This window comes from candidate division WOR-3 bacterium (assembly GCA_039801085.1).
Lineage (GTDB): Bacteria > Hydrothermota > Tepidihabitantia > Tepidihabitantales > Tepidihabitantaceae > JAOABP01.
Window position 1 is genome coordinate 758,752 of the sequence record JBDRTY010000001.1, and the last position, 26,616, is coordinate 785,367.

At 44.7% G+C, this 26,616-nt stretch carries 19 protein-coding genes; 16 read left to right on the plus strand and 3 right to left on the minus strand.

Going from position 1 to position 26,616, the window contains the following annotated elements; translation table 11 throughout:
• Window position 1: 1 nt before the first annotated feature.
• The 16 genes from ABIK48_03600 (at window position 2) to ABIK48_03675 (ending at window position 22,372) form a co-directional block, all read left to right on the plus strand.
• On the plus strand, window positions 2–3,175 hold the full coding sequence (locus ABIK48_03600) for a hypothetical protein (protein ID MEO0021240.1): 3,174 nt from the start codon (window positions 2–4) through the stop codon (window positions 3,173–3,175).
• A gap of 704 nt (window positions 3,176–3,879) precedes the next feature.
• Window positions 3,880–4,437, plus strand: a complete 558-nt coding sequence (locus ABIK48_03605) for a hypothetical protein (GenBank protein MEO0021241.1) — start codon at window positions 3,880–3,882, stop codon at window positions 4,435–4,437.
• Window positions 4,438–4,488: 51 nt separating this feature from the next.
• Complete coding sequence (locus ABIK48_03610) at window positions 4,489–5,808, plus strand: hypothetical protein (protein ID MEO0021242.1); 1,320 nt, start codon at window positions 4,489–4,491, stop codon at window positions 5,806–5,808.
• Between the two features lie 87 nt (window positions 5,809–5,895).
• Window positions 5,896–6,519, plus strand: a complete 624-nt coding sequence (locus tag ABIK48_03615) for a MotA/TolQ/ExbB proton channel family protein (protein MEO0021243.1) — start codon at window positions 5,896–5,898, stop codon at window positions 6,517–6,519.
• 2 nt (window positions 6,520–6,521) lie between these two features.
• Window positions 6,522–6,953, plus strand: coding sequence for a biopolymer transporter ExbD (locus tag ABIK48_03620; protein ID MEO0021244.1), 432 nt, complete (start codon window positions 6,522–6,524; stop codon window positions 6,951–6,953).
• Window positions 6,950–7,372 carry a biopolymer transporter ExbD gene (locus ABIK48_03625; protein ID MEO0021245.1) on the plus strand — a complete coding sequence of 141 codons (423 nt, stop codon included), beginning with the start codon at window positions 6,950–6,952 and terminating at the stop codon, window positions 7,370–7,372. The genes ABIK48_03620 and ABIK48_03625 overlap by 4 nt, the downstream gene beginning before the upstream one ends.
• The gene (locus ABIK48_03630; GenBank protein MEO0021246.1) at window positions 7,369–7,998 is read left to right on the plus strand and encodes a TonB family protein; all 630 of its coding nucleotides are present in this window, start codon (window positions 7,369–7,371) and stop codon (window positions 7,996–7,998) included. Before ABIK48_03625 ends, ABIK48_03630 begins: the two co-directional genes overlap by 4 nt.
• A gap of 59 nt (window positions 7,999–8,057) precedes the next feature.
• On the plus strand, window positions 8,058–9,803 hold the full coding sequence (locus ABIK48_03635; GenBank protein ID MEO0021247.1) for a T9SS type A sorting domain-containing protein: 1,746 nt from the start codon (window positions 8,058–8,060) through the stop codon (window positions 9,801–9,803).
• A gap of 108 nt (window positions 9,804–9,911) precedes the next feature.
• On the plus strand, window positions 9,912–11,000 hold the full coding sequence (locus tag ABIK48_03640) for a hypothetical protein (GenBank protein ID MEO0021248.1): 1,089 nt from the start codon (window positions 9,912–9,914) through the stop codon (window positions 10,998–11,000).
• A gap of 10 nt (window positions 11,001–11,010) precedes the next feature.
• Entirely contained in the window at window positions 11,011–13,821 is a 2,811-nt protein-coding gene (locus ABIK48_03645) for a TonB-dependent receptor (protein MEO0021249.1), read from the plus strand.
• 11 nt (window positions 13,822–13,832) lie between these two features.
• Window positions 13,833–16,796 (plus strand): hypothetical protein, encoded by a 2,964-nt coding sequence (locus ABIK48_03650; GenBank protein MEO0021250.1) that lies wholly within the window; start codon window positions 13,833–13,835, stop codon window positions 16,794–16,796.
• 13 nt (window positions 16,797–16,809) lie between these two features.
• Window positions 16,810–17,829: a PorV/PorQ family protein gene (locus tag ABIK48_03655; GenBank protein MEO0021251.1), complete on the plus strand. Its 1,020-nt coding sequence runs from the start codon at window positions 16,810–16,812 to the stop codon at window positions 17,827–17,829.
• Between the two features lie 87 nt (window positions 17,830–17,916).
• Window positions 17,917–18,594 (plus strand): hypothetical protein, encoded by a 678-nt coding sequence (locus ABIK48_03660; protein ID MEO0021252.1) that lies wholly within the window; start codon window positions 17,917–17,919, stop codon window positions 18,592–18,594.
• The gene (locus ABIK48_03665) at window positions 18,595–19,395 is read left to right on the plus strand and encodes a PQQ-binding-like beta-propeller repeat protein (protein MEO0021253.1); all 801 of its coding nucleotides are present in this window, start codon (window positions 18,595–18,597) and stop codon (window positions 19,393–19,395) included.
• The gene (locus tag ABIK48_03670; GenBank protein ID MEO0021254.1) at window positions 19,359–21,725 is read left to right on the plus strand and encodes a DegV family protein; all 2,367 of its coding nucleotides are present in this window, start codon (window positions 19,359–19,361) and stop codon (window positions 21,723–21,725) included. Before ABIK48_03665 ends, ABIK48_03670 begins: the two co-directional genes overlap by 37 nt.
• The gene (locus tag ABIK48_03675; protein MEO0021255.1) at window positions 21,722–22,372 is read left to right on the plus strand and encodes a glycerol-3-phosphate acyltransferase; all 651 of its coding nucleotides are present in this window, start codon (window positions 21,722–21,724) and stop codon (window positions 22,370–22,372) included. The genes ABIK48_03670 and ABIK48_03675 overlap by 4 nt, the downstream gene beginning before the upstream one ends.
• 219 nt (window positions 22,373–22,591) lie before the next feature.
• On the opposite strand, the gene rlmN is transcribed toward ABIK48_03675, so the two are convergent.
• From rlmN to mrdA, 3 genes are read right to left on the minus strand one after another with little or no spacing between them, the layout of a single operon-like run.
• Window positions 22,592–23,626, minus strand: a complete 1,035-nt coding sequence (rlmN, locus tag ABIK48_03680) for a 23S rRNA (adenine(2503)-C(2))-methyltransferase RlmN (protein MEO0021256.1) — start codon at window positions 23,624–23,626, stop codon at window positions 22,592–22,594.
• A gap of 4 nt (window positions 23,627–23,630) precedes the next feature.
• The gene (rodA, locus tag ABIK48_03685) at window positions 23,631–24,806 is read right to left on the minus strand and encodes a rod shape-determining protein RodA (GenBank protein MEO0021257.1); all 1,176 of its coding nucleotides are present in this window, start codon (window positions 24,804–24,806) and stop codon (window positions 23,631–23,633) included.
• Complete coding sequence (mrdA, locus tag ABIK48_03690; protein MEO0021258.1) at window positions 24,803–26,533, minus strand: penicillin-binding protein 2; 1,731 nt, start codon at window positions 26,531–26,533, stop codon at window positions 24,803–24,805. The genes rodA and mrdA overlap by 4 nt, the downstream gene beginning before the upstream one ends.
• Between the last annotated feature and the right edge of the window lie 83 nt (window positions 26,534–26,616).

Genomic DNA, 26,616 nt, shown 5'->3' on the forward strand with positions numbered 1-26,616 from the left:
GATGCTGGTAAGCTGCCAGCCGTTAATTGTTTTTTTCCTGTTAGCAGGCGGAATTGGGGAGAGGTATAACTCGGTTCTTGTAGCCGAGAACTGGAAACTTAAATACCAACTAGAACCAGTGGAGGAGATGGTTGATACTCGATTTGCAAGAATATTTATTCACAATAGTGATTCAGTATGGGTAGACGGCATTCTGCTCAACAGAACTGCATATACAGTTGAACCCAATCGGCGCGAAATAATTTTTTTTCAGCCCCTGCCCGAGTTTGCTGTTATCCGAGTAATTTACTCAACTCTGGTAATGAGTCCGCTTCAGTTTAATGGCAGAACAGCTGAAGCGGAGTCGGTTCAGTTATCGAAGAGAGACACTATCCAGGTGATAGCGCGGTTTGATTCAACACAGGACGTTTCTCGAGATGATTGGCAAATTTCCGGAGCTAAGTCGGTAGGATTTTCCTTGAACAATGAAGCGGGATTAGGGATTAATCAAACTACGAGGCTGTCGCTCAAGGGTCAGGTTGAGAATTTGGAGATTGAAGGCGAACTTTCTGACCAGAGATTACCGATTCCTGCTACGGGGACAACTCTGGAACTTGAGGAAATTGATAAGATATCAATAACCGTTAAGGGAAGAAGCTGGAGTGGTCAGTTCGGCGATGTGGGACTGACAGTAGATGCAGGCGGGTTTGGTACTTTTCCCAGAGAAGCAAGCGGAGGGATTTTGAAGACAGAAAATAAAGTTATCCGGGGTTCTTTCACATATGCTCGTTCTAGGGGAGAGTTCGGAAAAGTGATATTGAAAGGCATTGAAGGTATTCAGGGACCTTATACACTGACTGTTGATGGTCAATCCATACAGATTGTACCTGGCAGCGAAAATGTATATTTAAATGGCCGGAAAATGACCCGAGGTTGGGATGCAGATTACATCATCGATTATTCTACTGGCGAACTGGTGTTTACTAATCGAAATATAATCACCGCCCGCTCAAGAATTGAGGTGGAATTTCAATTTTATGCTTTTGATTATGAAAGAACGCTCATAGCTAGCGGAATGAAAAATACAGAGGGCCCATTGCAATTGCAATTAATGCTGTTTCAGGAAAGAGATGATCCTAATAGGATGCTGAATTATACACTGACCGAGGAAGCAAAACAGAAGCTCGCTTTTTGGGGACGAGATACGGGTCGTTGTTGGATTTCCGGAGCCGAGTATGTAGGAGATGGACAGGGGGATTATGTCTTGGAAGACGGTCATTACCGTTTTGTTGGAGCTAAATCTGGTGACTACCGGGTAAAATTCACTTTTGTTGGTGATTCTCAGGGTTCGTATAATTATAATTATTATTCTGGCGGATTCGAATTTGTGGGGTATAAGGCGGGTGATTATATTGATAGCATTAATGTCCAGCTTCCAAGAATGGGGCAGATAATATATAGCAAAGCCGGGTATTGTTATCAGGGATTAGGTGTGTTCGTTGAAGGCGCCTTTCTGCGCCGAAATGTAAATCTATTTGCAGGGGAAAATGGGGTAATTAATGCCGGAGCTTGGAATTACGGTTTTACTTGGACGAAAAATTTTATCAGTTTTCAATATCAGCATAAAGTAAGGGGGGGGAGTTTTAGTCTTTCTACGAAATCAGGGGACATTGAATTTCCTTATCACTGGGGGGGAGTAAGTGAGACGGGATATATTGGAATTGATGAATTGAAGATCCAAGCATTACCGGACAATAATACCGGGCTAAATGTTGAAGTCGGGAGGTTAAAACGAACAGGGGGGCAGTATATTGAGCGCTGGGGCGCGGACGGGCGAATCCGCTGGTTGACTTTAGGAGCACATCGAGCCGGAAATTTTTCCCGTATGAATGCCGGTATTGCTCCTCGGATTCTAATATTTAGCCCGTTGTTTACATTGGGGTTGGAGGAAGATAGTGCGGAACGCAGCCAAAGTTGGCAAACTGGTTTAAGGGTAGAACCGTGGCAAAATACTACACTGAGCGCAGATTTACAGGTTTGCGGATATGCAGCAAAAAATTCTTCTGCTACAAATGCATGGGAAGAAACAGGTAGATCACAGTTGCTGCAGCTGAAATGCCAACAGAACTTCAAGGATTTTTTCCGGTTCGATGGAATATGTGGCTCTCAATATTATAATACTATTAATTTCAGTGACAACACCGGAGGACGAAAGTTCTTCGGCGGTATAAATGGCGGGCTGGCACCAACGAAGGGCATAAGATTAAACTTTGATGTAAGCCAGATCAATCGTCAGTTACAGTTAAAGGATGAGATTTTTCGCTATGTCGGTCCCAATAAAGGCACTTATCGACGGGATACCTTAACCGGTAGTTATATTTCCGATCCCCATGGTGATTATGAACGGGTACTCGTCTATCAGGGGAAATTTACAGATGTCAGGGATTTTTCGATGTCAATAAACACCAGCGTGACCGACATTCAAGTGTTGGAATTTACAGGAAGTTATACTCGAAATTTAACTTCATCAGACACTAGCCAGCTGACAGTCAACAATTCTTATGACTTTCGCCTACAATGGAAGGGCATTGAGCCGTTAGTTCGAATTTTAACAGGAGTTCAGGGAAATATAGCTTGTGACCGTACACTTCTGATATCCGGCCGACAGTTCAGCCAGAATAGTCAGTTTATCGAAATATCTGTAGATCCGTCAGCTGAGTTGGAGTTGTTCGTTCGTGGGGAGCGAAAAAAAATAATACGCTGGTTGTACTCGGGCGAGCTGGAATATGACGGAGAAAGCAGAAGACTGGAACTGGCACCGATCTTAGAGTCGAAATTGAAGGCGGAGCTGGGTGTATTCGGAGAGTTGGGTTGGATATCCGAACCTCTGTTTTATCGCGAACTGGGGAAGTTCAGGCTAAACGCAGCGGGATTGTGGTTGACGCAGTCATTTACCTTCGGGCAACGGATTAAATTTCAGCCCCGGGTTGAATTAACATATCGTTGGGCCAATGTTGCATATTTGCCCTTTGATGTTGAACTTACGTCCCCATTGGGATTTACACCCAAGGTTCAGCTAAAAGTGGACTATCTCTGGAGTGATGTTTTAAGTTTAAGTGGGGAATACATCTTTTGCGATCAACCGAATCGAATTCCTCAACATACCATTTCATTGATCCTTCGAGCAAATTTCTAATAAAATAATTTTGCTTGACATTAATCTTTTACAGCATCATAATATAGAGGATCATGCCTAGACGTAAAACCAAAAGGAGCGGGAGGTATTATGATGTCCTCTGGTAAAACCGGGTCATCAGGAATGCGTGTTCCACGCCGGTCACCGCCGAAGCAGGGAAAAGCACAATACATAATGTTTGCAGTCGTAGCTATTCTAGTTATTACCATCGTTCTTGTTGTAGCCTTTGGCGGGAGGAGGGGGACTTCAGCGAAAGCACCGCAACGAACAAAGAGTGTAGCAACAAGGCTGACAGAAACAGGTAGTGCAGCATCCAGGGGTTCACGAGAACAACTTGCCTCTCGAGCTTCCCGGCGCGATCGCAGTAAAAAGGAATCGACAAGGGATTTCCGGGACCGGCGACGTCGTGAACGTGCAGAGCGTCGGACGGTGACCCGAACGAGTACCAGAAGTAGCCGTGGAGGATATACTGCCAGACGTAGCGGAACGCCGGTACTGCAAGCCATTATATCTCAGCCGGACGGTGAAAGGGTCGCAGTGGTCGGGAACCGCCAGGTTAAAAAAGGTGATCTAATAGAAGGGAGGAGAATTACGGAAGTCGGTCCGGATCGGGTAAAGGTAGAGTACTTTACTAAGACTTATGAAGTCAGACTTAACCAGCCAATTTATTAATAGTGTTTCCTACGAGAATTAGGCGATCCTGTTTGTTCATTACCATGATATTTTCCTTGATTTCCGCACGAGACTTGATCTATAACGGAAATTTCGAACTCCCTCCGGATTCTGGTTGGCAGATTATACGGTGGGGAGAATTTCCCGACACTGGTAATTGTCGGGTACGGTGGCGACATAGTTATCATCCTGACCGTGATTTTGAAGTCATGCTCCACAAATTACTTCATCAAGGAATCAAACTGTTCCAAAAAGTCAGCATTTCTACCTTGGATCTTGAATTCCGTGTATCCTGTCGTTTGACAGCAAAAAGTGAGAGTGACAGTTTATTTGCAGCCGCGGCTGTCGAAATGGAGTATTTAGATAACAACGACTCGATACTAGGTGAAACAAGAATTGTCTACGCGACTGCCGGTTGTAACTGGCAGAATAGTCCAACTCTGCATTTAATAAGAGTTCCAGACACGGTCAACTGGTATGACTATCACATTAATATTTCAAGCGAACTGGAAAGTTTGCCTGGCATTCAACGGAGTGAAATCAAATCCATTAAAGTAACCTTGCTTGGTTTCGTTAGTGGTAATTCTTGAGGGATTTATCCCTCAGCGAAGGTCTTCGCTGATGATATCTCAATTTACACATTGGACGCACCATCAGTGCAATACAGTTCTTTCATTGTTAACGACAGTGGAGCGATTTTCAATCGGAAACTTGATCGCGGCGAAACCGTAGATCTCATTTTATTATTGAGGAATGCCGGTTCTCGAGTGGGGTCTTTCTGTGGGCAGCTCCAAACAGATGATCCCTATATTGATATTATCGATAATATTGGGACCTTTGACTCTGCTGGGCCCGGTGAGACAACTTTATCACGATGGGATTGGTTTCGTATCAGGGCGCGCTCCGATGTTCCAGTTGAAACAAAACTGAGGTGTGAATTGGTTATTTCGGGATCTCAATATCAAGATACAATTGAAATACCTTTAATTGCTGGCGATTCGATGAATCTCCCTGTTGGCCCAGATAATTATGGTTATATGGTTTATGACTGGACCGATTCGTGTTATGAACAAATTCCCCGATTTCAATGGAAAGAAGTAAGGGGTATAGGGCAGCGGGTTGTAATTGGTGATGATGAAACTGCCTGGTTCGAATTGCCGTCATCTTTTGGCTTCTGGCGTTACTATAGTATCCCTTATCGCTTTATTTCCATCTGCAGTAATGGCTGGATCGCTGCCGATACAACAAGGCGATGTGATTTTACAAATGTTCAACTTCCCTATACAGGGGCACCTCCCAATATTGTGGCTTTTCTCTGGGATGATTTAGCACCGACAAGATATGGTTACATCTGGTATTATTTTGATACAACTCAATCGAGAATCATCGTCGAATTCGATTCGATTCCATACTTCGGTTCACCTGACAAATGGGAGACAGTGCAGATCCAGATTTATGACACAAGTTATCTGGGAGCAAATCATAATAATCCCATCGGGCTTTTTTTCCGCACAGTTAACGATTACACTTCGGTAACAGTAGGGCTGCAAAACCAAGACGGAACTTCGGGGTTAACTTATTATTGGAACGGTAATTATCCTCGAACCGCAGCTACTCTTTCACCTTTGCATGCCCTTTGGGTCCAGTCTGATGTATGTATCAGTGTTGAAGAATCGTGTTCCCGATCTTCAGCTTTCACGTCTTCCGGCACAAGTATCGTCAGTCGCAAGAGAGGTGTACATCTGGGTGATTTGCCCAATGGGGTTAGATCAGTGGAAATTTTCGGACTAGATGGCAGACAGGTCTGGCGGTCTATTGTTCCATTTTTCTCCCGAAGAGAAATATTCTGGGACGGAACGGACCTTAATTATCACAAGGTGGAATCCGGAGTGTATTACCTGTTGGTAAGAAGCAGTAATGGCGTCTTTCGCCGTAAATTAATTCTTTTGAGTGAAAATTAAATTATTAAGGTCTAAACTTGACACTGAATTAGAAATGATTAAATTATTATTGCCGTAGATAAAAAGGCAAATAAGGAGGATTAAAAAATGATACAGGAATTCAAAGACGGCGGCGGAATAATGTGGTTCCTTTTGGTCTGTGCCGTTCTCGGTATCGCTTTAACCTTGGAACGGCTATTTACCCTTTTTATCAGAACAAGGGTAAATGTGAAGAAGTTCAGTCAGAAACTTCTTCAGACAGTAGACAAAAACGGTATCCAGGCAGGGATTGAATTATGTGATCAGACACCGAGTCCGGTAGCCAAGGTGCTGCGTGCTGCGTTGCTCAAGGCGGAAGCAGACCGGGCGGTAATGGAGGATGCCATCGTTCGTGCAGGGGCTACTGAACTGGCGTTTCTTGACCGGGGTATGGCATTACTCGCTGGTTTGACAACTGTGGCTCCATTTTTTGGATTCTTGGGGACGGTCACGGGAATGATCGGTGCTTTCAAGGCGATTGCAGCAGTAGGTGAGGTCGATCCAACAGTAGTATCAAGCGGTATTGCTGAAGCACTTATTACAACTAAGTGGGGGTTAATAATTGCAGCACCGTTAGCAATCGTTCACATTCTATTTACCGGTAAGATCAACGGCTATCTCCGGGATATGGAAACCGCTTCCAGTGAGCTGATTGATTATCTCGTGCTCAAACGCGGTGCCTGCAAGGAGTAGCGATGCCACTTAGTCTGCGGCCCAGAAGCAGAAGTTCAGTTGAACCCAATATTCCCACTGCTTCCATGGGCGACATTGCGTTTCTCATCATTATCTTTTTTATGACCACGAGTATCTTCAGCCGCGAGAAAGGTTTAAAGATTGTCCTTCCTGAGAAGGGAGCGGAAACTAAAATAAAATCAGAGAATATCCTCACTGTGGCGGTTAATCAGACTGGTCAGGTGCTAATTGGTGATCGGGTGGTAAATATTCCTGAAGTCAGCACACTGGTCCGCGAGGAATTAGACAAGAATCCGGAGCTGGCAGTCGCACTTAGAGTAAGTCGTAAGGCACCTTATCAGACGATGATCGAAGTTTTCGATCAATTGAAGGTGGCTAAGGCAGAACGGATCAGTTTGATGCCGGTTCAGGAAGAAGAGGGTGGTGGGCAATGAGACGGATTGGCTTGAAAAAGGCGACAACTCCCAATATTCCAACTGCCTCGACAGCTGATATTGCATTTCTCCTGATAATATTTTTCATGGTATCAACACATTTCCGAACAGAAAAAGGGCTTAAGGTAAATCTGCCGAAAGCTGAGATGACGGAACGAATACTCAAACGGCGCAATGTTGCTGCGGTATGGATCGATGCTACTGGTAAGATGACGGTTAATGATAATTTGGTGACACCTTCCTCAATAACCGCGTTAATGACTGAAAAGGTGATTGAAAATCCAGAGCTGGTAGTGCTTCTCCAGGCAGACAAGGATGTAAAATACGGATATGTGACCGATGTCCTCGAAGCATTAAAAGATGCCCGAGCATTGAAGGTGACTTTTGCCACCAGTTATGGTAAAGGAGGGGGCGGATGAGTAATCGAATGGGAAACATTGCTTCTCTTGAATGGGAAGAAAAGTATTATGCAGTGGCAATCAGACTGGGTTTAATTGCCTCGCTGGTAATCATCATTGCTGCCTTTCTTTTTCTCCCTAAAGAGTTCTTGGTTAAGCCTTATCAGCTGCGTCGTTCGGTCGAGATGGTGATGGAAGCTCTGCCTCCAGAGCTTGAGAAGATAGCTGAGCCTCCGAAAGCGGCTAAACCGTCGGTTCCGGTAGCTGCAGCCAGCGAACAGGAAGTTGAAGCATCTACGGTTGAGGCGACTACGTTTACCGAAGTTACGCGGAAAGTGGATGAAACAGAGATTCCCATTGTTCCCTTCTGGAAAGTGGAGAAAAAACCTGAGCCAGTGAGCATTCCTAAACCTGTTTATCCCGATCTTGCGCGTAATGCAGGTATTGAAGGCAGATGTGTGGTGGAGGCACTGGTAGACGTTGATGGATCGGTCATCGATGCTAAAATTATCAAGAGTTCGGGAAATCAGTCCTTGGATGCAGCGGCAATAGAAGCTGCTTTCAAGGCAAAGTTCACTCCGGCAATGCAGCGGGATAAGCCGGTGAGGGTTTGGGTGTCAATTCCCTACCAGTTTACGCTGCAGTAAGCCGGAGATGTAAAACAGATGAAGGCATCAAGTAAGCCAAAACAAAAAGGAGGATGCTGATGCGCAGCATGTTATGTCTGTTTGCCCTGTTACCCGTTTTGGTATTTGCGGGTAACTCGGTGCCGATTACGGCTCTGCCCGAGGAAAATGCCGTAATCAAGACGAAGAATGTACAGTTACCTCCGGCAACGGTGAGGTTCCTTGTCGGACAGGTGGATACCATCGGGGGAACAACCTATGACTGGCAGTTCAACGGACCTGAGTATCGCTTGCTGGTAAATTCGTCAGACTACGGGTTACATGCCGGCTGGATGTTTTCTGCAGAACCTGGTAGTCCTTGGAGCGACCGTAATCAGCGCTACAACTTTTTCGACTTTGCGGCTGGTGCTTGGAACTGGATTGATCCGGATTTCATGGCATCAGGAGTGAGTGTATATACTGAGCGGAGTGGCTTCGGGATGCTGGATGCGGATCCGGTAACAGGCGTGGCAATGTTTACTACCCATCAGTCACCCGGTGGCGGAGCGATCAGACCCGTTCTCGGAAGAGATATGGCACCTGGTGGCGGAATTTTTGAATATTGTGATGGCTCCCCCAATGCTGAAGGGTACCTCTGGCCCCCGATTAGCATTGATGCGCAACAGGTGGTGCATTGTGCGCTCAACGATGATGCTACGAGAGATCAGCTCTACTACACTAAAGTTGCAACTTGGTGCAACTGGGAGTCGCCTGTCAGTATTGTGGCGCCCCAGCCCGAGCCGATGTTTCCCACACAAAACATCGCAGCATCCAAAGTCAGTCAGAAGGTCTGCGTAGTCTGGGTTTATTCGGAAGGCACACCTTATGAAGCTGCCTATTACCGAATTTCTACAGATGGCGGAACGACTTGGGGAGATGCAACTGAGCTTACCCCACCACCGGCTTACGGTGGAGATACAATTGCGTCCTTCCATATTACATCGTTATTCCCCTGGTATGATGATCAGGACCGTTTACATATAGTAGCCGGAATTATACCGAGTGTGCATGATACCCTATATATCATCCCAGCAGAAATCTGGCATTGGTGTCCGGATAATACCCCAGCTTGGAGCAAAATTCACCGGGCGGGATGTGATCCAGTCAATCTACAGGCTTCGGTTGGATACAATGCAGCCTATGCCTGCCGGCCCAGCATCGGACAGGATGATCGTGGCAGATTGTATGTCGCTTGGGAGCAGTTTGATTCGGCCAACGTTGAACCGGTAACCAACCTGTTGCGGGCTGATATTTTTGCTGCTGCTTCTGAAGATGGCGGTAATAGCTGGTTGAGTGCGGTTAAGCTTACAGAAGCTGGCACAGCATCATGCCGTTTCCCCTGTGTAGCTGATAAAATGGTGAGGTTGGGCGGTGAGCTCTACGTTCCTGTTATCTATGAAATCGACCAGCAGGCAGGGTTCATCGTGCAGGGCCAAGGGTCCAGCACAAACAACCCGTTTGTTGTCCAGTGGGTTCCCGCAACAGCGCTGGGGGTTGGTATAGCAGAAGGACAGCAGCAACTTCCAAAGCGTATTGAAGTTAGAGCTTCACCCAATCCATTTATGAACCGTACTACCATTTCCTATGCGTTACCCTATAGTAGTCATATTTCGCTGATTGTTTACGATGCAGCAGGTAGACCCGTTCAAACTTTAGTGAATGGCGAACGACAGCCGGGATATTACGCTATTAATTTCAATGCTACCGGTTTAGCGAAGGGTGTGTACTTCTACACGCTGACTGCTGGCACTGCCTCGATAAACGGCAAGTTGACGTTGGTCCGGTAAACATTCGGATGATGTCGGGGCAGGCAGATCGATCTGCCTGCCCCGACATGAATTGACGCAAGGAGATGGTAGCTACCAGCTCCTTTTTTGTTAGCGGAGGGGGTGGGTATGAAACCGTGTTTTACTGGAGTTGGGCTGAGTAAGTTCAGTTTTTCCTTATTAGTTATTATTGTAAGCTGGGCTTTTGTCGTGAACTGCGGTAGGGTATCACCGCCCCAATGGCCCTGGTGGACGAGTGAGGATTCGTCATCTGTCCGTCATGAACTGGAAAAATGGCAGGATTATTTAAATCTCGCCAGAGCATGGCAAGATACGTTTTGGCTTGATTTCAATGCCGGCTTGAATTATGCCGACAGCAGTTCTCGCAGTGGAGATACTCTCTATAAGATTGCACACCTAATACGGGTATGGGTTGAACCAGGAATGAACTTCCGGAAAGACATCTATCAGTTTGGGGTCACTGTAGATACAGTTGTTATGTCTGATACTTTCTGTCAAGTTATTTTTCGGGATTCGTTTAGTTCCGGAATCATGCATATTGAATTTGATACCCTTTGGATTATCGGTTTTAGGCCTGATACGATCATTGATACTACCAAAATACCCCCCGAAACAACCGTTGTTTACAAAGTGAGTTCAGTCGAGAAGCGCGATTTTCCCGTAACTAATTTTGAAACAAAGGAGTTCAACTGGATTTCCAATCGTTGGCTTTATTTGCGTCGATTAACCAGCGGAGATACATTTAGGTATACGGCACGAAAAATAAGCGGCGGCTATGCATTTATACCTTCGTCCGGAGAGGCACCGCAGATTTCCCGGGTGATTTTAAGAAAACCGGGAAGGGTAGATACAATTTATTTTGCACCCCGCAGCGACGGCAAGGGTTTGACTAATTTGAAGCCCATGGATTCACTTTATTCAATTCATCCAAATGAAGAAGTAACTGTATCTATCTATACCACCACGCCACAAGATACAGTTGTTGATCGTAACAGGTTTTTTGTTACCGTTCGAGGGTATACAATAGATGTAACGGCGGGACCAAAAATAGGACAAGGAACGGTTCGCTTTAGTTCTATGGATACAGGCTATCAGCACATTTTTATTGAGGTTTTGCCGACATCAAATCTGCTTTACCCACACGCTACATTTACCGCAACCATTTGGGCAATTCCGATTCGGATTGTTAGTGAATAAGGAGGCGAACATGATGTTTTTAAGAAAGATTTCAAGTTTTCCTTTAGTTGCCAGTATCATCGGGGTTGTTCTGGTCGTAAACCCGTTATGGGCGGGTGAGACCGGAAGGATAAGAGGTAAAGTTACTGATGCCAGGACCGGTGACCCCCTGATCGGCGCTAATGTCGTCGTTGAAGGTACGATGCTCGGAGCAGCTACTGATGCTATTGGGGAGTATTTGATCAACAATGTGCCGGCAGGCAAGCAGACGTTGATTATTTCTTATATCGGTTATCAGACCCAGCGACGAACTGATGTTCTGGTTATTGTTGATCAGACGATAACACAGGACTTCAAACTTGCACCAGCGACAGTTGAAATCGGGGTTGTGGAGATAAAGGCAAAGCGAGAGGCGATTGTGAGAACCGATCCGACAACTAGCCGTTATATGACCACTGAAGAATTTGCCAAAATGCCGGTTGCGACTTTAGCAGATATCATTAGATTGCAGGCGGGTATCGTAACCAGTCCGGCTTACGGCCAGCATCTGCGTGGTGGGCGTCCGGACGAAGTGATGTACTATGTAGATGGTGTTGCCACGTCTGATCCGTTGTTTGGTTATCAGGCTGCAAGAGTTAATCCCGAAGCTACAGCAGAAGTTGTTGTGATATCAGGAGGTTTTGATGCGGAATATGGAGAGGCGATGTCTGGCATCATTCAAGTGATTACTAAAGAAGGAAAGGAACAAACTCAAGGACGATTCCGAGTGGTTACAGATGAAGTTTTCCCTGCATCACTTAATTTTGGAGATAACCGATACGAAGCGTCCCTCGGGGGGCCGGTACTCGGTTATAAATCACTGCGCTATTTCCTATCTGGTGAACTATATTTTGCCGACGATTACAATCCGATGCGATATAAACTTCCACATCAGAATCGGCAGGATTACAAGGTTACAGGCAAGTTGACATATTTTATTCCGGTGGGACAGGGAATGAAATTGACTTCCGATGGATATATTGCCCGGGAACAGTATGAACTTTATCCATACGATCGTGAAAATGAAAATCATCTTGGTTTCAAGTATAACCTTGACCATTTTCTTTCCCGAAGAGAACGAGTTAAGAAATTCAATGTTGCGACAAATTATATGCAAACCAAGTCTACGGTGTACACTCTACGTGTAAGTTATTTCGGAAATGAACGGATGATCGGGGTGCGAGATCTCGAGCGTGAAGCCAAGGAACGGAACTACTCTTTGCGTTTCTGGGAAGATTATATCTTCAAAGCTGAAGATACAGTCCGCAAAGATAATTCGGTAATCTTTCATCCAATGCCCGGATATGTGGAACAGTCTAAGTCTAATACTAATAATCCTTGGGGTGTTTACAACCTGTTTTACGGGTATGGAGATTACCGGTATTTTCAACTGCACTGGGCAGATGTCTGGACGCTAAAGGGGGATTGGACCCATAATGTTGGCAAGATTCACGAGTTTAAAGCCGGGGGAGAATTACGTCAGAATTTCTTACACCGACGTTACAATTCTCTGCCTTGGGATCCAAATCCATTTGTGGATCTTTATGATGTCAGTCCTATTGGTACTGCTTTATTTGTTCAGGACCGGATGGACTTCGAAGATCTGATCGTCCGCCTTGGGCTACGTCTTGATTATCTTGATCCCAAGGCATACAAACGGGTAAATCCAGCAAATATCGAGGATACATCAACGGTACGTGCCTCAGTCAAATATAAATTGTCCCCCCGGATCGGCATCTCTTTCCCAATTACGACCAAGACTAAGTTTAGGTTCAGTTACGGCCACTTTTTCCAGACCCCTGCTTATCACTTTCTCTATGATAACATTTCCTCTGCAGCCTATGCTCGAGGTAATCAGATTATCGGTAATGTTGATCTGCGGGCGCAACAGACCATAGCCTACGAACTTGGGGTTGAGCAACAGATTGGTGATATTTTATTGGCAGATGCAACTGCTTATTACAAGGATGTGTATGACTTGATGGGAGTTCGATATCAGCCAGCAGTTCCTATGGGCTATTATCCAATAGTCAATGAGGAATACGGTAATATCCGGGGATTTGAAGTTGGATTACAGAAGCTCGAATATGGGTACTGGACAGCGCGGATTTCATATGCTCTATCAATTGCCCGGGGTACAGCATCATATGCATACGAATGGTATTATGAGCGCTATCGTTACGGGGTTGATCCAGTTACTGGCGAAGAGATGGAACCGCCACGACGAGATTACGCACTGGAATTTGATGAGCGCCACAATGCAAAAGTTTCGATTGGCTGTGATTTCCCGGCGGATTTTGCCTTTGTTCCTTTACGCCAATTTAACTTTTCCCTTTTGTTAAACTATGGCTCCGGTTTACCTTATTCGCCACGCGAGGTGGGACGGTTGAATGCAGGGAGGCTAACAGGAGAAAGAAATTCGGCACGCATGCCACCGCGCTTTACAGCCGACCTCAATGCCGCCCGATACTTTAACTTGGGCAAAGTGAAAACCGGCTTGACTTTAGTAGTGACAAATTTGTTTGGTGCGGAAGTCGTACAATGGGTTTATGGACATACTGGTCGACCAGATGATGATGGATATATTGCCGGATATTCACCGGCAAACTGGGTTTTGGATCCGGATGTAACGCTCTTGAATCTAAACAAATATAATCCCGTACGAGACATTAATCATGATGGTTACATTACCGACGAAGAAGAATATGTAGCTTACAAGCTGGCATATCTTGATTTTGTCAATAATCCGGCAAACTTCGGGCCACCAAGACAAATAAAAGTCGGGGTTGTGTTTGAATTTTGATGGAGGTGTAGATGAAACAACGGTTGTTACTGGGGTTAGTGATATTTAATACAATAATACCTATGGTTTGGGCACGCACAGCAATCCCTCAAACACGACCAGCAAGGATTTACGATTTTCAGTGGTATCAGAAAAACCAGTGGAGGCTTGCGGTTACAAATTATGGTGTATTTGGTAATGGAATAGGAAGATCAGGCGGAGAATGGCCTGCGGGTTCAGGTGATATGTATATTTATGGTGCCGGTGTCTGGATCGGGTGTATTAAAAAAAACCCTGCAGGTCCTGACACTTTTGTTTCCAATGGATACAATCCTAATTCGGGCAAGTCTGAGATGACTCCGGGGTGCTACGATAATGCTGGCGGTGGCTATGGCACACGCTCTTATGAACGTATATATATTACCCCCGATTTTCCGCCTAATCCGGCTGACTTTCCATCTGCTTTGCAGGATTCGGTTTTAACACCACTTAGAATTCCCAAAGGTAACGAAACCATTCCCAGCTATTTATATTACATACCTCGAACAGCTATTTCCAGCGGCGACGGCTGGGCAGTATTTAATGATGCTGATCCGTCAAATCATACTGCTGGTAGAACACCTCGTCCAATAGGAATCGAGGTTTATCAGTCAATATATTCATGGAATCTTCCGTGGAATCGAGATATCGTCTTCTTTAAGTATGATATTCGGAACCGCAGCAATGATACTTTGAAAGATCTGTATCTTGGAATTGCCTGTGACGCCGATGTTGGTAATGCCGCTGATGACTGGTGTGGCTTGTGCCTTCACAAATATATCAAAAATGCTTCCGGCACCGATTCTGTTTTTGCTGATAATCTTGGATATGTCTACAGTGATGACGCCTCACCCAGTGGATTTGTCGGATTCGATTTTTTGCAGAGTCCATTTGTTAAAAATCCTGACGGATCGGTTGATGGTTTTGACGGCATTGATAATAACGGCAACGGTCTAATTGATGAGCCGGCCGAAGGCAAGCAGGTGGGGATGAGTTCTTTCCAGATTTTTATCCTTGCAGGGGACCCCAAGAATGACTTTGAACAGTATTTAGGGCTTGCAGGTTATGACTGGAACGATCCAACCTACCCATATGTTCCTTATGACTCAAATGATGCTGCGCCAGATGATAAAAGATTCCTTCAGGCGACCGGGCCTGTTACCCTTGCGCCCAATGAATTAACAACTGTTACGGTTGCAGTTATCGCCGCTAAGTCCGATCGAAGTGGTTCACCTTCAACTTGGCCTTATTATTTGGCAGTAGCTTCTCGGGCAGCGCAGCAGGCTTACGATAACAACTGGATTATGCCCGAACCACCTCCGGGACCTAATGTAACAGCCATTCCTGGTGATGGCCGGGTAACGCTTGTCTGGGATGATATTTCCGAATCAGCACGTGACCGATTTTTCCCTCTTGCCCCTGCTTTACAAAACCCTTATTATGTTGAACAGGATTTTCAGGGCTACAAAGTTTACCGGAGTCGGTCGGGTCAACCTGGCGACTGGCAGTTGCTTGCGCAGTTTGATAAAAAAGACGGGATAAAATTTGAGGATACAACTGTGGTTGAATCACTTCGGACCAGAGCTACAGATAACGGCCTTGTTTACTGTTTTGTTGATTCGGCCAATTTACGTCTTGGATTCCCGTATTATTATGCTGTTACTGCATACGATATTAATTACCTCGGAGGTGACCCTAACCAGACTCCTCCAGTTCCTCCAGATACGCTTACGCTCGAGTCCGGAATAATCGGTGTTCGGGCTGTTCCCAGAACGTCTCCGTCAGGTTATGTCCCCCCTTCCAGTGACTGGAGGCAGGTATCTGGAAATCGCCGTCTTCACATTGGAATCGAACCAATGGGAATCGTTCATTATGCAGTAAAACCGGATACCTTTTGGCTAAAGTTCCTACCGCCTATTTATGATCCGGCTCTTAGACAACCTCGATACCGGTATTTCGTCGTCAATTCTACTGGCGAGACACTGCAACCAGTAACCGAATTACCGGTTAAACTGGATTCAAGATCTGAGACTTTGAAGACTGTGGTTACAATATTCGATTCAGTCATAACAAAGATTGGAACCAAGGAAAGTTATATAGAAACTACTTATTCTTGGATGCCAGCTTTACAGATTACTATAAAGTTACACATGGATTCCATTCCCTATCAGTTCTTTGATCGGGTTAGAATTACAGGATCTTATCCGGTGGATTCTATTGCATTTCTTGATGATGGGACCAACAATCGTGCCTTCTGGGCATATCGAGGTTCCCACTACCGGATCGTCTGGAAAAACAAAGGAGCTGGTAGAACTGTTGAAGTATATGATGTAGATAATGAAGTAGAGGTGCCTTATCGTTATATGAGATTTCGCCGTGACCCTGATTCAGCCGATGGATGGTGTTTTCAGACAGTTAATTCTGCCGCTGATACCGTGGTATTAGGCCAGACGCTGTATCTCTCATTATGCGGCGGTCAGATAATGTTCCGGCCACGTTCCGGGAGCCCGATTCTCCAGTTGCCCGATGATGGTGACACATGGTATGTTTATTCTAAGCCTCTCTCACCTGCTCCGTATAATACGCTCATACAAATTACATTTGCACCCGGAGAAATACGAACAGATGGGGAACTGCTAAAGGTAAAGGTTGTTCCCAATCCCTATCTTGTGCGGAATGAATGGGAACGGCACCGTGATTTCAGAAAACTGAAATTCATTAACCTTCCACCACACTGCAATATTTACATTTATAACCTCGCTGGTGATCTGGTAAAGGTAATTAGACATGATGATACACGATCTGATCTCGGTAGTGTACCCAGCCAGTACGGTGGGGATGAAGATTGGGATTTGTTGAATGAAGCACATCAGAAGCCAGCTCCCGGGACATATATTTTCCTTGTCGAATCCGATGACGGACGGTCACAAACCGGCAAATTCGTGGTAATTTACTAAAAGAGGAGGAGAAATGAGGAGAGTTTTGTATATCGTTCCTGTTATTGTGTTAATTATGCCTGGATATTCGGCATTTACAAAGGTGGGAATGTCAGGCCTGCCGTTCCTGAAAATAGGTGTTGGCAGATGCACAGGTATGGGGGAAGCTTTTGTTGCAATTGCAGATGATGCTACAGCGTCCTACTGGAACCCGGCTGGTCTGGCACTGCTTATGCGCAACCAAGTAATTCTTAATCACATCGACTGGGTTAGCGATATCAATCACGAATTCATTGCGACTGTGCTTAATACGAAGGTTGGTAACTTCGGGATTTCAGTTGTTGCACTCTCACTTGGCAGATTTGAGGAAACTACGATTGACCAATACCAAGGGACAGGGCGTACCTTCAGTGGCAACGATATAGCATTGGGAATATCCTACGGTCGGATGTTCACGGATAAGCTCGCTTTCGGTTTAACAACCAAAGTAATATCAGAAAAAATCTGGAATGTGGGAACGACCGGAGTGGCATTTGATTTCGGTGTCCATTACAATACCGGATGGCGTAACTTACGACTGGGGATGGCAATCGCTAATTTCGGACCCGACCTCCGTTATTCCGGTAGTCAACTCAATTTCACTTATGACCCGCCTTGGGAATGGCCTTGGACACGAGAACCTATTCCCGCGACACTGCTTACGGAAACCTTTCCTCTTCCGATTCTTTTCCGGTTTGGAATTGCCTATGATTTCTTTAGTTATGAGAATTCAGCATTGACTGCTGCAATAGACTTGAATCACTTTAATGATGTGAATGAAAAGTTGAATTTGGGCGTAGAGTATCATATCAGTGGTTTCTATCTACGTGGTGGTTATATCCTTAATATGGATGTGAATTACGCATCCGATATCGGGTGGGGTACAGGTATTTCTCTTGGAACTGGTTTTCGGTTCAAACCAGTAAACGCAGTGTCATTGGGGATTGATTATGCTTATCGCAATCTTGGTAGATTGGGTCTTTCGCATCGTTTGACACTGTGTCTTGAATTCTGATATTTAATATCGCGGCCCAACAGGTGATTTATACTTCGCATGGTAGAAACGCATTTATGCTGTGAATAAAGGAGGAGATAAGAAGCCATGTGTGAGGTACTGTTTTTGGCGATCTGCCATCTGTATCTTGAAGAGAATGTTCAAAAGATGTGCGAACGTCAGATAATATTTACTCAGTACCGGACTGCCGGTAATTTGCTGTGGAGTTTTCTTGCAATTGACGACGTAGAGTGTGTTGAACCATTTTGGGATGTCAATGGCGACAGCATTTCTGAAGTTTTAGTTGAATCTTTTGACACTGGTGCAAACGGTCCCGCTCATTTTTTCTGTCTATCGGGGAGAACCGGGGATACAGTTTGGGCAGTTTGGCCCACTGGGGGTGTCAGCAACAGTGGTGGCTGGGGAGATCAATGTGTAGCATCGGTTCCTGATCTTAATGGGGATGGTATTGGTGATGCTCTGTTGGGAACGGCATGGGGGGGAGAACGGTATTTGCCATTAGTGGTCGTGATGGAACGACGATCTGGTCCTATGATACTTACAACGACTCGATTGGTTCGGGGTGGGTTTACTGTGTTACCTCATTGCCTGATATTGATGGTGATTTGGTGCCTGAAGTGCTGGCGGGAACCGGAAGGTATTGTCAAACTGTTTTCTGTTTTTCCGGTGCAACTGGCCGGATTCTTTGGCGGTTCTATGGTCAGGATGCATTCGGTTCGGTGTGCAGAATTCCAGATGCAAATGGAGACGGTTTTGCAGATGTAATTGCCGGTACTTGGGGAAACAGTCAGGATCGGCATTAGCGGTAACAGTCGGGGAAATCAGCCGATACTTATCTGGTCATTTTACGCAGGCGGTGATATTTATTGCGTTCGTTCTTTTGTCGATGTAAATGGCAATGGTGTTCACGATGTTCTGGCATCATCTTGGAATAACTACATTTACTGTCTTGAAGGGAGTTCAGGTGAATTGATCTGGGCGGCTAATATTGGCGCTTACGGAATGAGAATAGAAACATTAGATGATCTCAATCACGATTCTATACCCGAAGTCATTGTGGGTTCATGGAATAATTCAGTAATTCTTTTAGATGGAAGAAATGGTAACCAACTCTGGCAGACCCCGGTCGGGAACGATGTCTGGACCGTAAACCCAATTGCCAGCGTGAATGGTGACAGTCAATCGGATGTAATTGCCGGGAGCGGCGATGGAAATGTATACTGTTTGGATGGATTGTCTGGTTCTATTTTCTGGAGTTATGCAACTGGAGGATGGGTAAATTCCGTTCGAAGTATTAATGATGTCAACGGTGATTGTCTCCAGGATGTTATCGCTGGAAATCAGTTTTCAGCTTCTCCGGGAATAGTGTGTTGCATAGAAGGTGATACCTTAATGGTCGCCACGAAAGAAGACAGAGGTTGTTCGAGAAGGAGTACAGCTATTTCTGAGTTGAAGATATTCTCGGCAGATGGAAGAAGAGTTTCCGCACCACATCAAGGTGTTTATTTCATTGTAATGCAAAAAGGAGGATGGCTGGAGCGGAAGAAGCTGTTGATTTTGCGATGAATCGGAAAGTTCGAATCGCGGTTGATCAGACTGTTAACCTTGATATCTCTCTTTTAAACCAACTTCAAATCATAAATTTACCAATTCATATTACCAATCTGCCGGATGAAATGGAAGATGCGTTGAAAAATCAGGATTTGGTATCCTTTTATCGATTGCTTGAGTCGTATAACAAAAATCCTCCACCAGCGACCAAGGCAGGAAGTCCTTTTGAAATTAAGGAAATCCTTGAACGTGCAATTATTTCCGAAAATTGTGATATAATTTGTTTTGTAGTTGGAAGACATTTGTCTGCAATCTATAATAATACCTTATACGCAGCTCAGGAACTGATGCGGATTTATACCAGCCGCATAGCTGTTATCGGTGAACAGGCATTTCTGTCGCTTGAAATTCTGGCAGAAAGGACCGCCGAATTAGTTCGGATGGGAAAAGAATTTGATGAAGTTCTGAATTTTATTGAGCAACATCGGCATAGAATATTTGTATTGGGAACGGTTCTGGATATCCGCCGTCTGCGTCGCACTGGTAGGGTGCTGATACCAAATTTATTCACAAATGTGCTTCAGGCGTGTTTCAAGCTATTTGGGGTCTTGCCATTTTTTATTCTCGAGAGTGAGCGACCAAGATTGCAGAGTTTGGTTGCTCGCCGGAATATTACCAGGTTTATCCTTCGCGCAATTGAGGCCCGCGTAGGATTTAAGGAGCCGTTGATCATTAAAATTAGTTATACTGGAAGCGATGTCCCTGCAGATGCCCTTTATATCAAAAGTGTTCTAACTAAACAGTCTAATTTTAAAATTGCCAAGCCCATAGAGGTGAATCCTGCCAGCCCAGTTATCGGTATTCATACCGGTCCAGCGTTAGTGGCAGTGGGGGTAATGGGGCTTGGGTATGATGCAATTACAACCGAAATACTGATCAAAGTGTTTCTTGAAGCGCAAATAGAGCTTTCGACTTTACGCACAGTGGTAAATGCAATTAATGTTTTCCCAGTACAGGATGGCGATACTGGGACGAATCTACTTTCTCCGTTAATTGGAGTGACTTCCAACATCGATCCTAATTTACCGTTGAGTGAAGCGCTTAATCAGATTGTAATGCGCATAGCCCATCGAGGCGGAGGATATTCGGGTGGAGCATTGGCAGCGTTTTTTCTCGGGTTCAATTCCTGCGTGCGTGAACAGGAAACCTCCAGCGAATTGCATCTTGATACTTTCGTTACCGCACTGGAAAAGGGTGTGGACCAATGCTATAGATATTTCGGTGATGATGCAAAGGAGGGAACAATTCTTTCAGTAATGCGGGCGTGTTCCCTGGCAGCAAAACAGGCGTTTGAAGATCATCCTACATTCCGCAATGTTCTGATAAGAGCTTATTTTGCCGCTACAGACGAGTTACTTAATCCTAGATTGCAGGAGGTTGAAATTCTACGCAAACAGAAACTTGTTGATGCCGGAGGATTCGGATTTACACTTTTTCTTTGGGCGGTACTTCGGACTTTAGGGCTACATCGGGAGCAACAAATTTACGACCGCTATCAGTATGTGCTACATGAAGTTCGAAGCCAGGCGTATCACGGTCAGAGACTAATTTATCGTCGACAACCCGAATCTCTGCGGGGATATTGTATTGAGGGATGTGTCAATGGGCAAGTCGTTGAGGAGTTGCGAGCTGAATTTTTGAAATTGGACAATCGACTGCCAAATCCTAAGATGACCTTCAATGTTGTTGATAACACGACTCATTTTCACATCCATGTTTCAGAGGGATTAGAGGAACAAGTGTTGCGTATCGCCAGTCGCTACGGATATGTCATTCCTCCTAGGAGTCCTACCCGACTTGCTAAACGCCGGGGAGAGATTTTCCAGTTCCGCTTGATCAATTTTTTCAGCAACATTAGCCGGCTTACCAGCACTTTGGCTACTTTTTTCGGAAACTGGTTTCTTTATATAATTTTTTTTCCGATAATGTGGGAGCGGTACCAACAGCGCTTGAAGAAACTTTTACGAGAGTTTGAATATTCGCGGCTGATTTCTATGGCAATGGATTTTCTTGTCCAAAGTGAATCATGGCAGACAAGTGTGATTGACGCTGATTTGACTGTTGTTTTTTTGAGTGGGAAACACAGAGGAAACAGACCACTGGCCTTGGAACAGGTCTTCCCATGGGATGTTGCGCAGGAACTTAGGAGTCGATTGATTCAGATGTCTGAACAACAACGTTTATTAATCCGGTTTGAGTATAATGGATACAGATTTGAAGCGGTTCTGCTTGCCTCTACTGAACGTGTGGGCTATCTACTTAGATATTATCAAGAGCGCGTGTGAGGTTAATTTTCTTTGGCTTTATTACTGGTTATTTGTTAGGCTCTATTCCTTTCGCTTGGATTGCAGTTTGGTTGTTTAAACGCATAGATATGCGCAATTATGGTACTAGGACAGTATCGGCGACAATGGTGGGGGTACTGATTTCCAAACCTATTGCGGCTGTAATTGGCTGTTTGGATATTCTTAAAGGATTGATACCGGTTTACTTCGGAAAAATTTTTTTTGAAAGTAGTAGTTTTTTCGCCTATGCTGCGGGAATTGGCGCTCTTCTCGGGCACAACTGGCCTATATGGCTACGCTTTCAGGGGGGAAGAGGAGTAAGTGTTGTTCTTGGCGTTTTGACCGTTCTGTTCCCTTTTGGTGTGGTCTATCTTTTGTTAATGCTCGGGTTAGGTAAGCTTTTCCGATTAGGGGCGATTATGGTTATAATTGCTTTAAGTACAATGCCAGGACTTGCTGTTTTATTTCATAAGCCCCTGCCTTTTATCATTTTTTTGTTATCAGTTTTTCTAATCTGTTTAACCAAGAGAATAGAAGCAAATCGGGAGTCACTACCTGATGTCAACAAAAGGGCTGTTATATTACGCCGGATATTTTGGGATCGTGATGTTCCTGATTATCACTATTGGCTTCATCGTCAACTCTGAGTAAGGCGATTTTATAGAAGTAAAGTTTTGCTTGTGATATGTTGTAAAAACTATCGTTATGAATCGAAATTGGCGCGCCCGCAGTTTAAAAAAAGACCAATGAGGATCTATTCAGGCAGGGATGAGCAGTTTAATTGGTTGGGTTTGTAAATCAGTTCCGTGAACATTAAAATTACCAAATAAACAAGCGGAGTTTGAGCTATACGAGAGACAGCAGTATCATTGCTGGTCACAATTTTGAAATCTGCTGGCTAGCTGTCCACAGCCGGCAAGTACCTGACTGCCGCGAGATTTCCTAATAGTAACAGCGGGGAGATGAGGGAAGAGAAGTTTAGCGAATTTCGAAACATTATCTGGATGCGGGGGAGAGAAATCTGCGCCAGGGAAGGAATTGAAGGGAATAAGGTTGATTTTGCAGGGAATATTTCTGAGCATTTTAATCAGTCGTTCGGCGTCGGCAATCAGGTTATTGATTCCATCTAGGAGAACATATTCAAATGTCAATCTTCGGCCAGTGGTTATTGTATATTCATGTGCCGTTGCCAGCAGTTGGTTTAGGGGATACCTGTTATTGATTGGCATCAGTTTTGAGCGGAGAGAATCAGTAGTAGCATTCAGCGAGATTGCCAGCCGAACCTGAATTGAAAGTGCAGCAAGTTTCTTTATACCTTCCGGTATACCAGCGGTAGATACTGTGATACGTCTGGCTCCAATTCTTAGACCATAATCAGAATTAATGGCGACAATTGCCCTGAAAACCTCATCTGTGTTCATAAACGGTTCCCCCATACCCATGAAAACAATATTCGTTGGTGAAATCTCAGTGTAGTTAATTATTGCCTGAATCTGTTCCACAATTTCGTGCCAGCGAAGGTTGCGTATGAATCCCATTCGGGCGGTAGCACAGAAACGGCATCCGAGCGCACAACCAACTTGCGTAGAGACACAAATTGTACGCCGGTTCTGTTCAATAATTAGTACTGCTTCGATTACATTTTGATCCTCAAGTTCAAGTGTAAATTTGGTGGCACCATCGTTGCTGGTTTGAATCTGGCCCAGTTTGAGCCGGCTGATATAAAATTGTTCTGCCAATTGGGCACGAATTGTTTTGCTAAGGTTGGTCATCTGGTCAAAACTTTCAACGTTCTTCTGCCAGAGCCATTGATAAATTTGAATTGCACGGTATTTTTCCCATTTCATCTGGGATACAAAATTAAGCAGTTGGTCCAAGTCGAGCGTTTTGATATCAGTCATCAGTTTATTCAGAATTCATTGCAACATTGAGTGCAAAACCAATCATTGTCATGGTTACTACCAACGATGAACCGCCATAGCTGATTAGGGGCAGCGTTATGCCAGTCACGGGCAGAATGCCGAGTAGCATCCCGATATTGACAAATACATGATAGCCGATGATGGCGGCAAAGCCGATAGTTATTAGTGCGCCGTTTTGATCGCGAGTTTTGTATGCGATCAGCAGAAGTCGGTAAATAAGCAGACCGAATATTACTAGCAGGATTATGCTGCCAATTAAACCAAATTCTTCTGCAATGCATGAAAATATGAAGTCTGTATGGCGGTTGGGAAGAAATCCGAGCCTCTTTTGACTACCATTAAGGTAGCCTTTGCCGAAAATTCTGCCTGAACCGATGGCAATCTGAGACTGAATTATGTTCCAACCCATTCCATGAGGATCTAACCACGGTGCGAAAAAACTCTTAATTCTAGCACGCTGGTAATCTTTAAGCAGGGAAAGAAATACCGGTGAAAGTAATCCGAAGAAGGAACTTGTGGCAATAGCTGCGAGTGCTTGGAAAAACCGAAGGCGCAGAAAGACAATTATAGAGATGATAGTAAAAAAAGGGATCCAGAAATAAAGCGAGAACCCAGCGATAAAGGATAACACTGGTATAAAAAGTAACAGGATATAAAGCGGTCGTAGTCCCTGCCAGTAGAGCAGAGCTGCGTACATCGGCAGAAATGAAATCGATGTGCTTAAATCCGGTTCCAAAAGGATCAGAGTTACTACGGGGATAATAATCGCGGTCGGTCCAGCAAGAGTTTTAAAATCAAAATCCATCTTCCGGCGATAACTGAGATACTTAGCGAGAATAATTACAGTTGAGATCTTTGCTAGTTCAGATGGTTGAAAATTGAATATCCTTATAGCAAACCATCGATGGGCACCTGGGCCACTTCCGAAAATCAATACTAGTATCAGTAAAAGTAAAGTCAAACCGTAGAAAATTTCGGCCATACCGTAAATCAGTCTTCGAGGTGTGAAGCAAGCAATTAAAAGACTGGTAATTCCGATGGATAGAAATATCAGCTGGCGAAACAGATACTGGCTGCTGGCGGAAGAGTAAATAGCAAGTAATCCGATAATGACCAAGAGACAGGTTGTTCCGAGGAGGGTAATATCTATCTTTTTCACGGGAGGGTTCGTTTTGTGAAATAATAGCGAACGAGTTCGCCTACTATCGGAGCTGCAACGGCACCGCCATGTCCGGCATTTTCAATGATAACCGCAATAGCAATTTCGGGATTATCAGCGGGAGCATAACCGACAAACCACGCGTGGTCAGGATTAGGTGGATTCTGAGCGGTGCCGGTTTTCCCGGCGATCGTAATTTCCTGTAGCTGGGCTGCCTGACCCGTACCATATTCAACTACACGGGTAAGTGCATTCTTTATCCAGTTAAGATTAGTCTGATTTATTTCAACTTCGAATCGCTGCGGTTTGTTAATTAGAATTGTCCGGCCAGCTGATTCAATCTTTGCTACCAGATATGGTCGAAAGTAGAATCCACCATTGGCGAAACACGAGTATAATTGAGTTAGCTGTAATGCGGTTACAAGGACTTCTCCTTGCCCGATACAGTAATTTAGCATGAACCCTTGCGTCCATTTATTTTTTCCGTAACGCCGATCCAGAAAATCATGGTCAGGAATATTCCCGGCGTTTTCCCCAGGAATGTCAATGTTCGTATATTTGCCTAGACCAAACTTGTGACAAAATTCCGCCAGCGTATCAACTTTAATTTTTGTTCCCAGCTGGTAGAAAAAAACATTACATGACTGCTCTATTGCACCAATTAAATTCAATCTGCCATGAGCAGACCAGCATTTGAATTTACGATTACCATATTGAAAGATACCATTGCAGGGGAGAAGTTGAGTGTGCGGAGTAATCAGGTGTTTCTCTAATGCTAACAGAGCAACAAGGGGCTTAAATGTACTGCCCGGGGGATAAGCTGAGGAAATGGCGCGATTATAGAATGGTTTTGATTTATTGGATATCAAGGCATTCCATTGTAAAGGATCAAGTGGAGCAAGAAATATGTTGGGATCAAAATCGGGGAACGAAACAAGACAAAGAATTTCTCCGGTATTGATTGCGATTGCAACTACAGCTGCGCGCTCGTACTTGCTTATCAAGTTATATGCAGTCTGCTGAAGGTTGTGGTCAATTGTCAGGTAGATATCTTTTCCGGGAAGATAGGGTTCGGGTCTTTTTTCCGTAAGCGGTCCAATTTCCCGCCCCCGGGCGTCCACTTCGACATACTTGTAGCCATCGCGTCCACGCAGGAATCTTTCATAACAAACTTCGATTCCGGTCTTACCTATATAATCGAGAAGACGATAGGAGGAATCACGTGAAAGTTCTTCTTCAGTTATCTCGCCGACATAACCAATGACATGTGAATACAAATTGCGAAAAGGATAATTACGGATGTGGTCTACTCTAACGATAACTCCCGGAAGACGAAAATTGTTTTCTTCGATTTTGGCAATTACATCGAAAGATACATTCCGCAAGATATCGATCGGAGCTGGAACTTCTGAGACCGGTTGAAGGCGACGTAGCAATTCGTTTTGCGGCCTGTTAAGCAATATGCTCAGTAATGCTAGGGCGCTGTCATTAGTTTCTGTAGGGATGATTGCTATGGTCCAAGTGGGACGAGTGTCGGCAAGCAATATACCATTACGATCGAAAATTCTCCCCCGGGGTGCGGGTACGACAATTTTTCTTATACGGTTACGGTCGCTTAGACGGGCATAGCGTTTTCCCTGAACAATTTGAAGTTGGATGAGTCTTGCTCCGAGAATCAGTAGGAGAGTTGTTAAGATAAAGCAGAGTCGCTTCAGGCGATCTTTCATTTATTTTGGGAAAAAAGTTTATTCATGATTCTCTCTACAGGCAAACTGAAGGATAAGGTCAAGAGAGTGGTAATAAGAAGAGA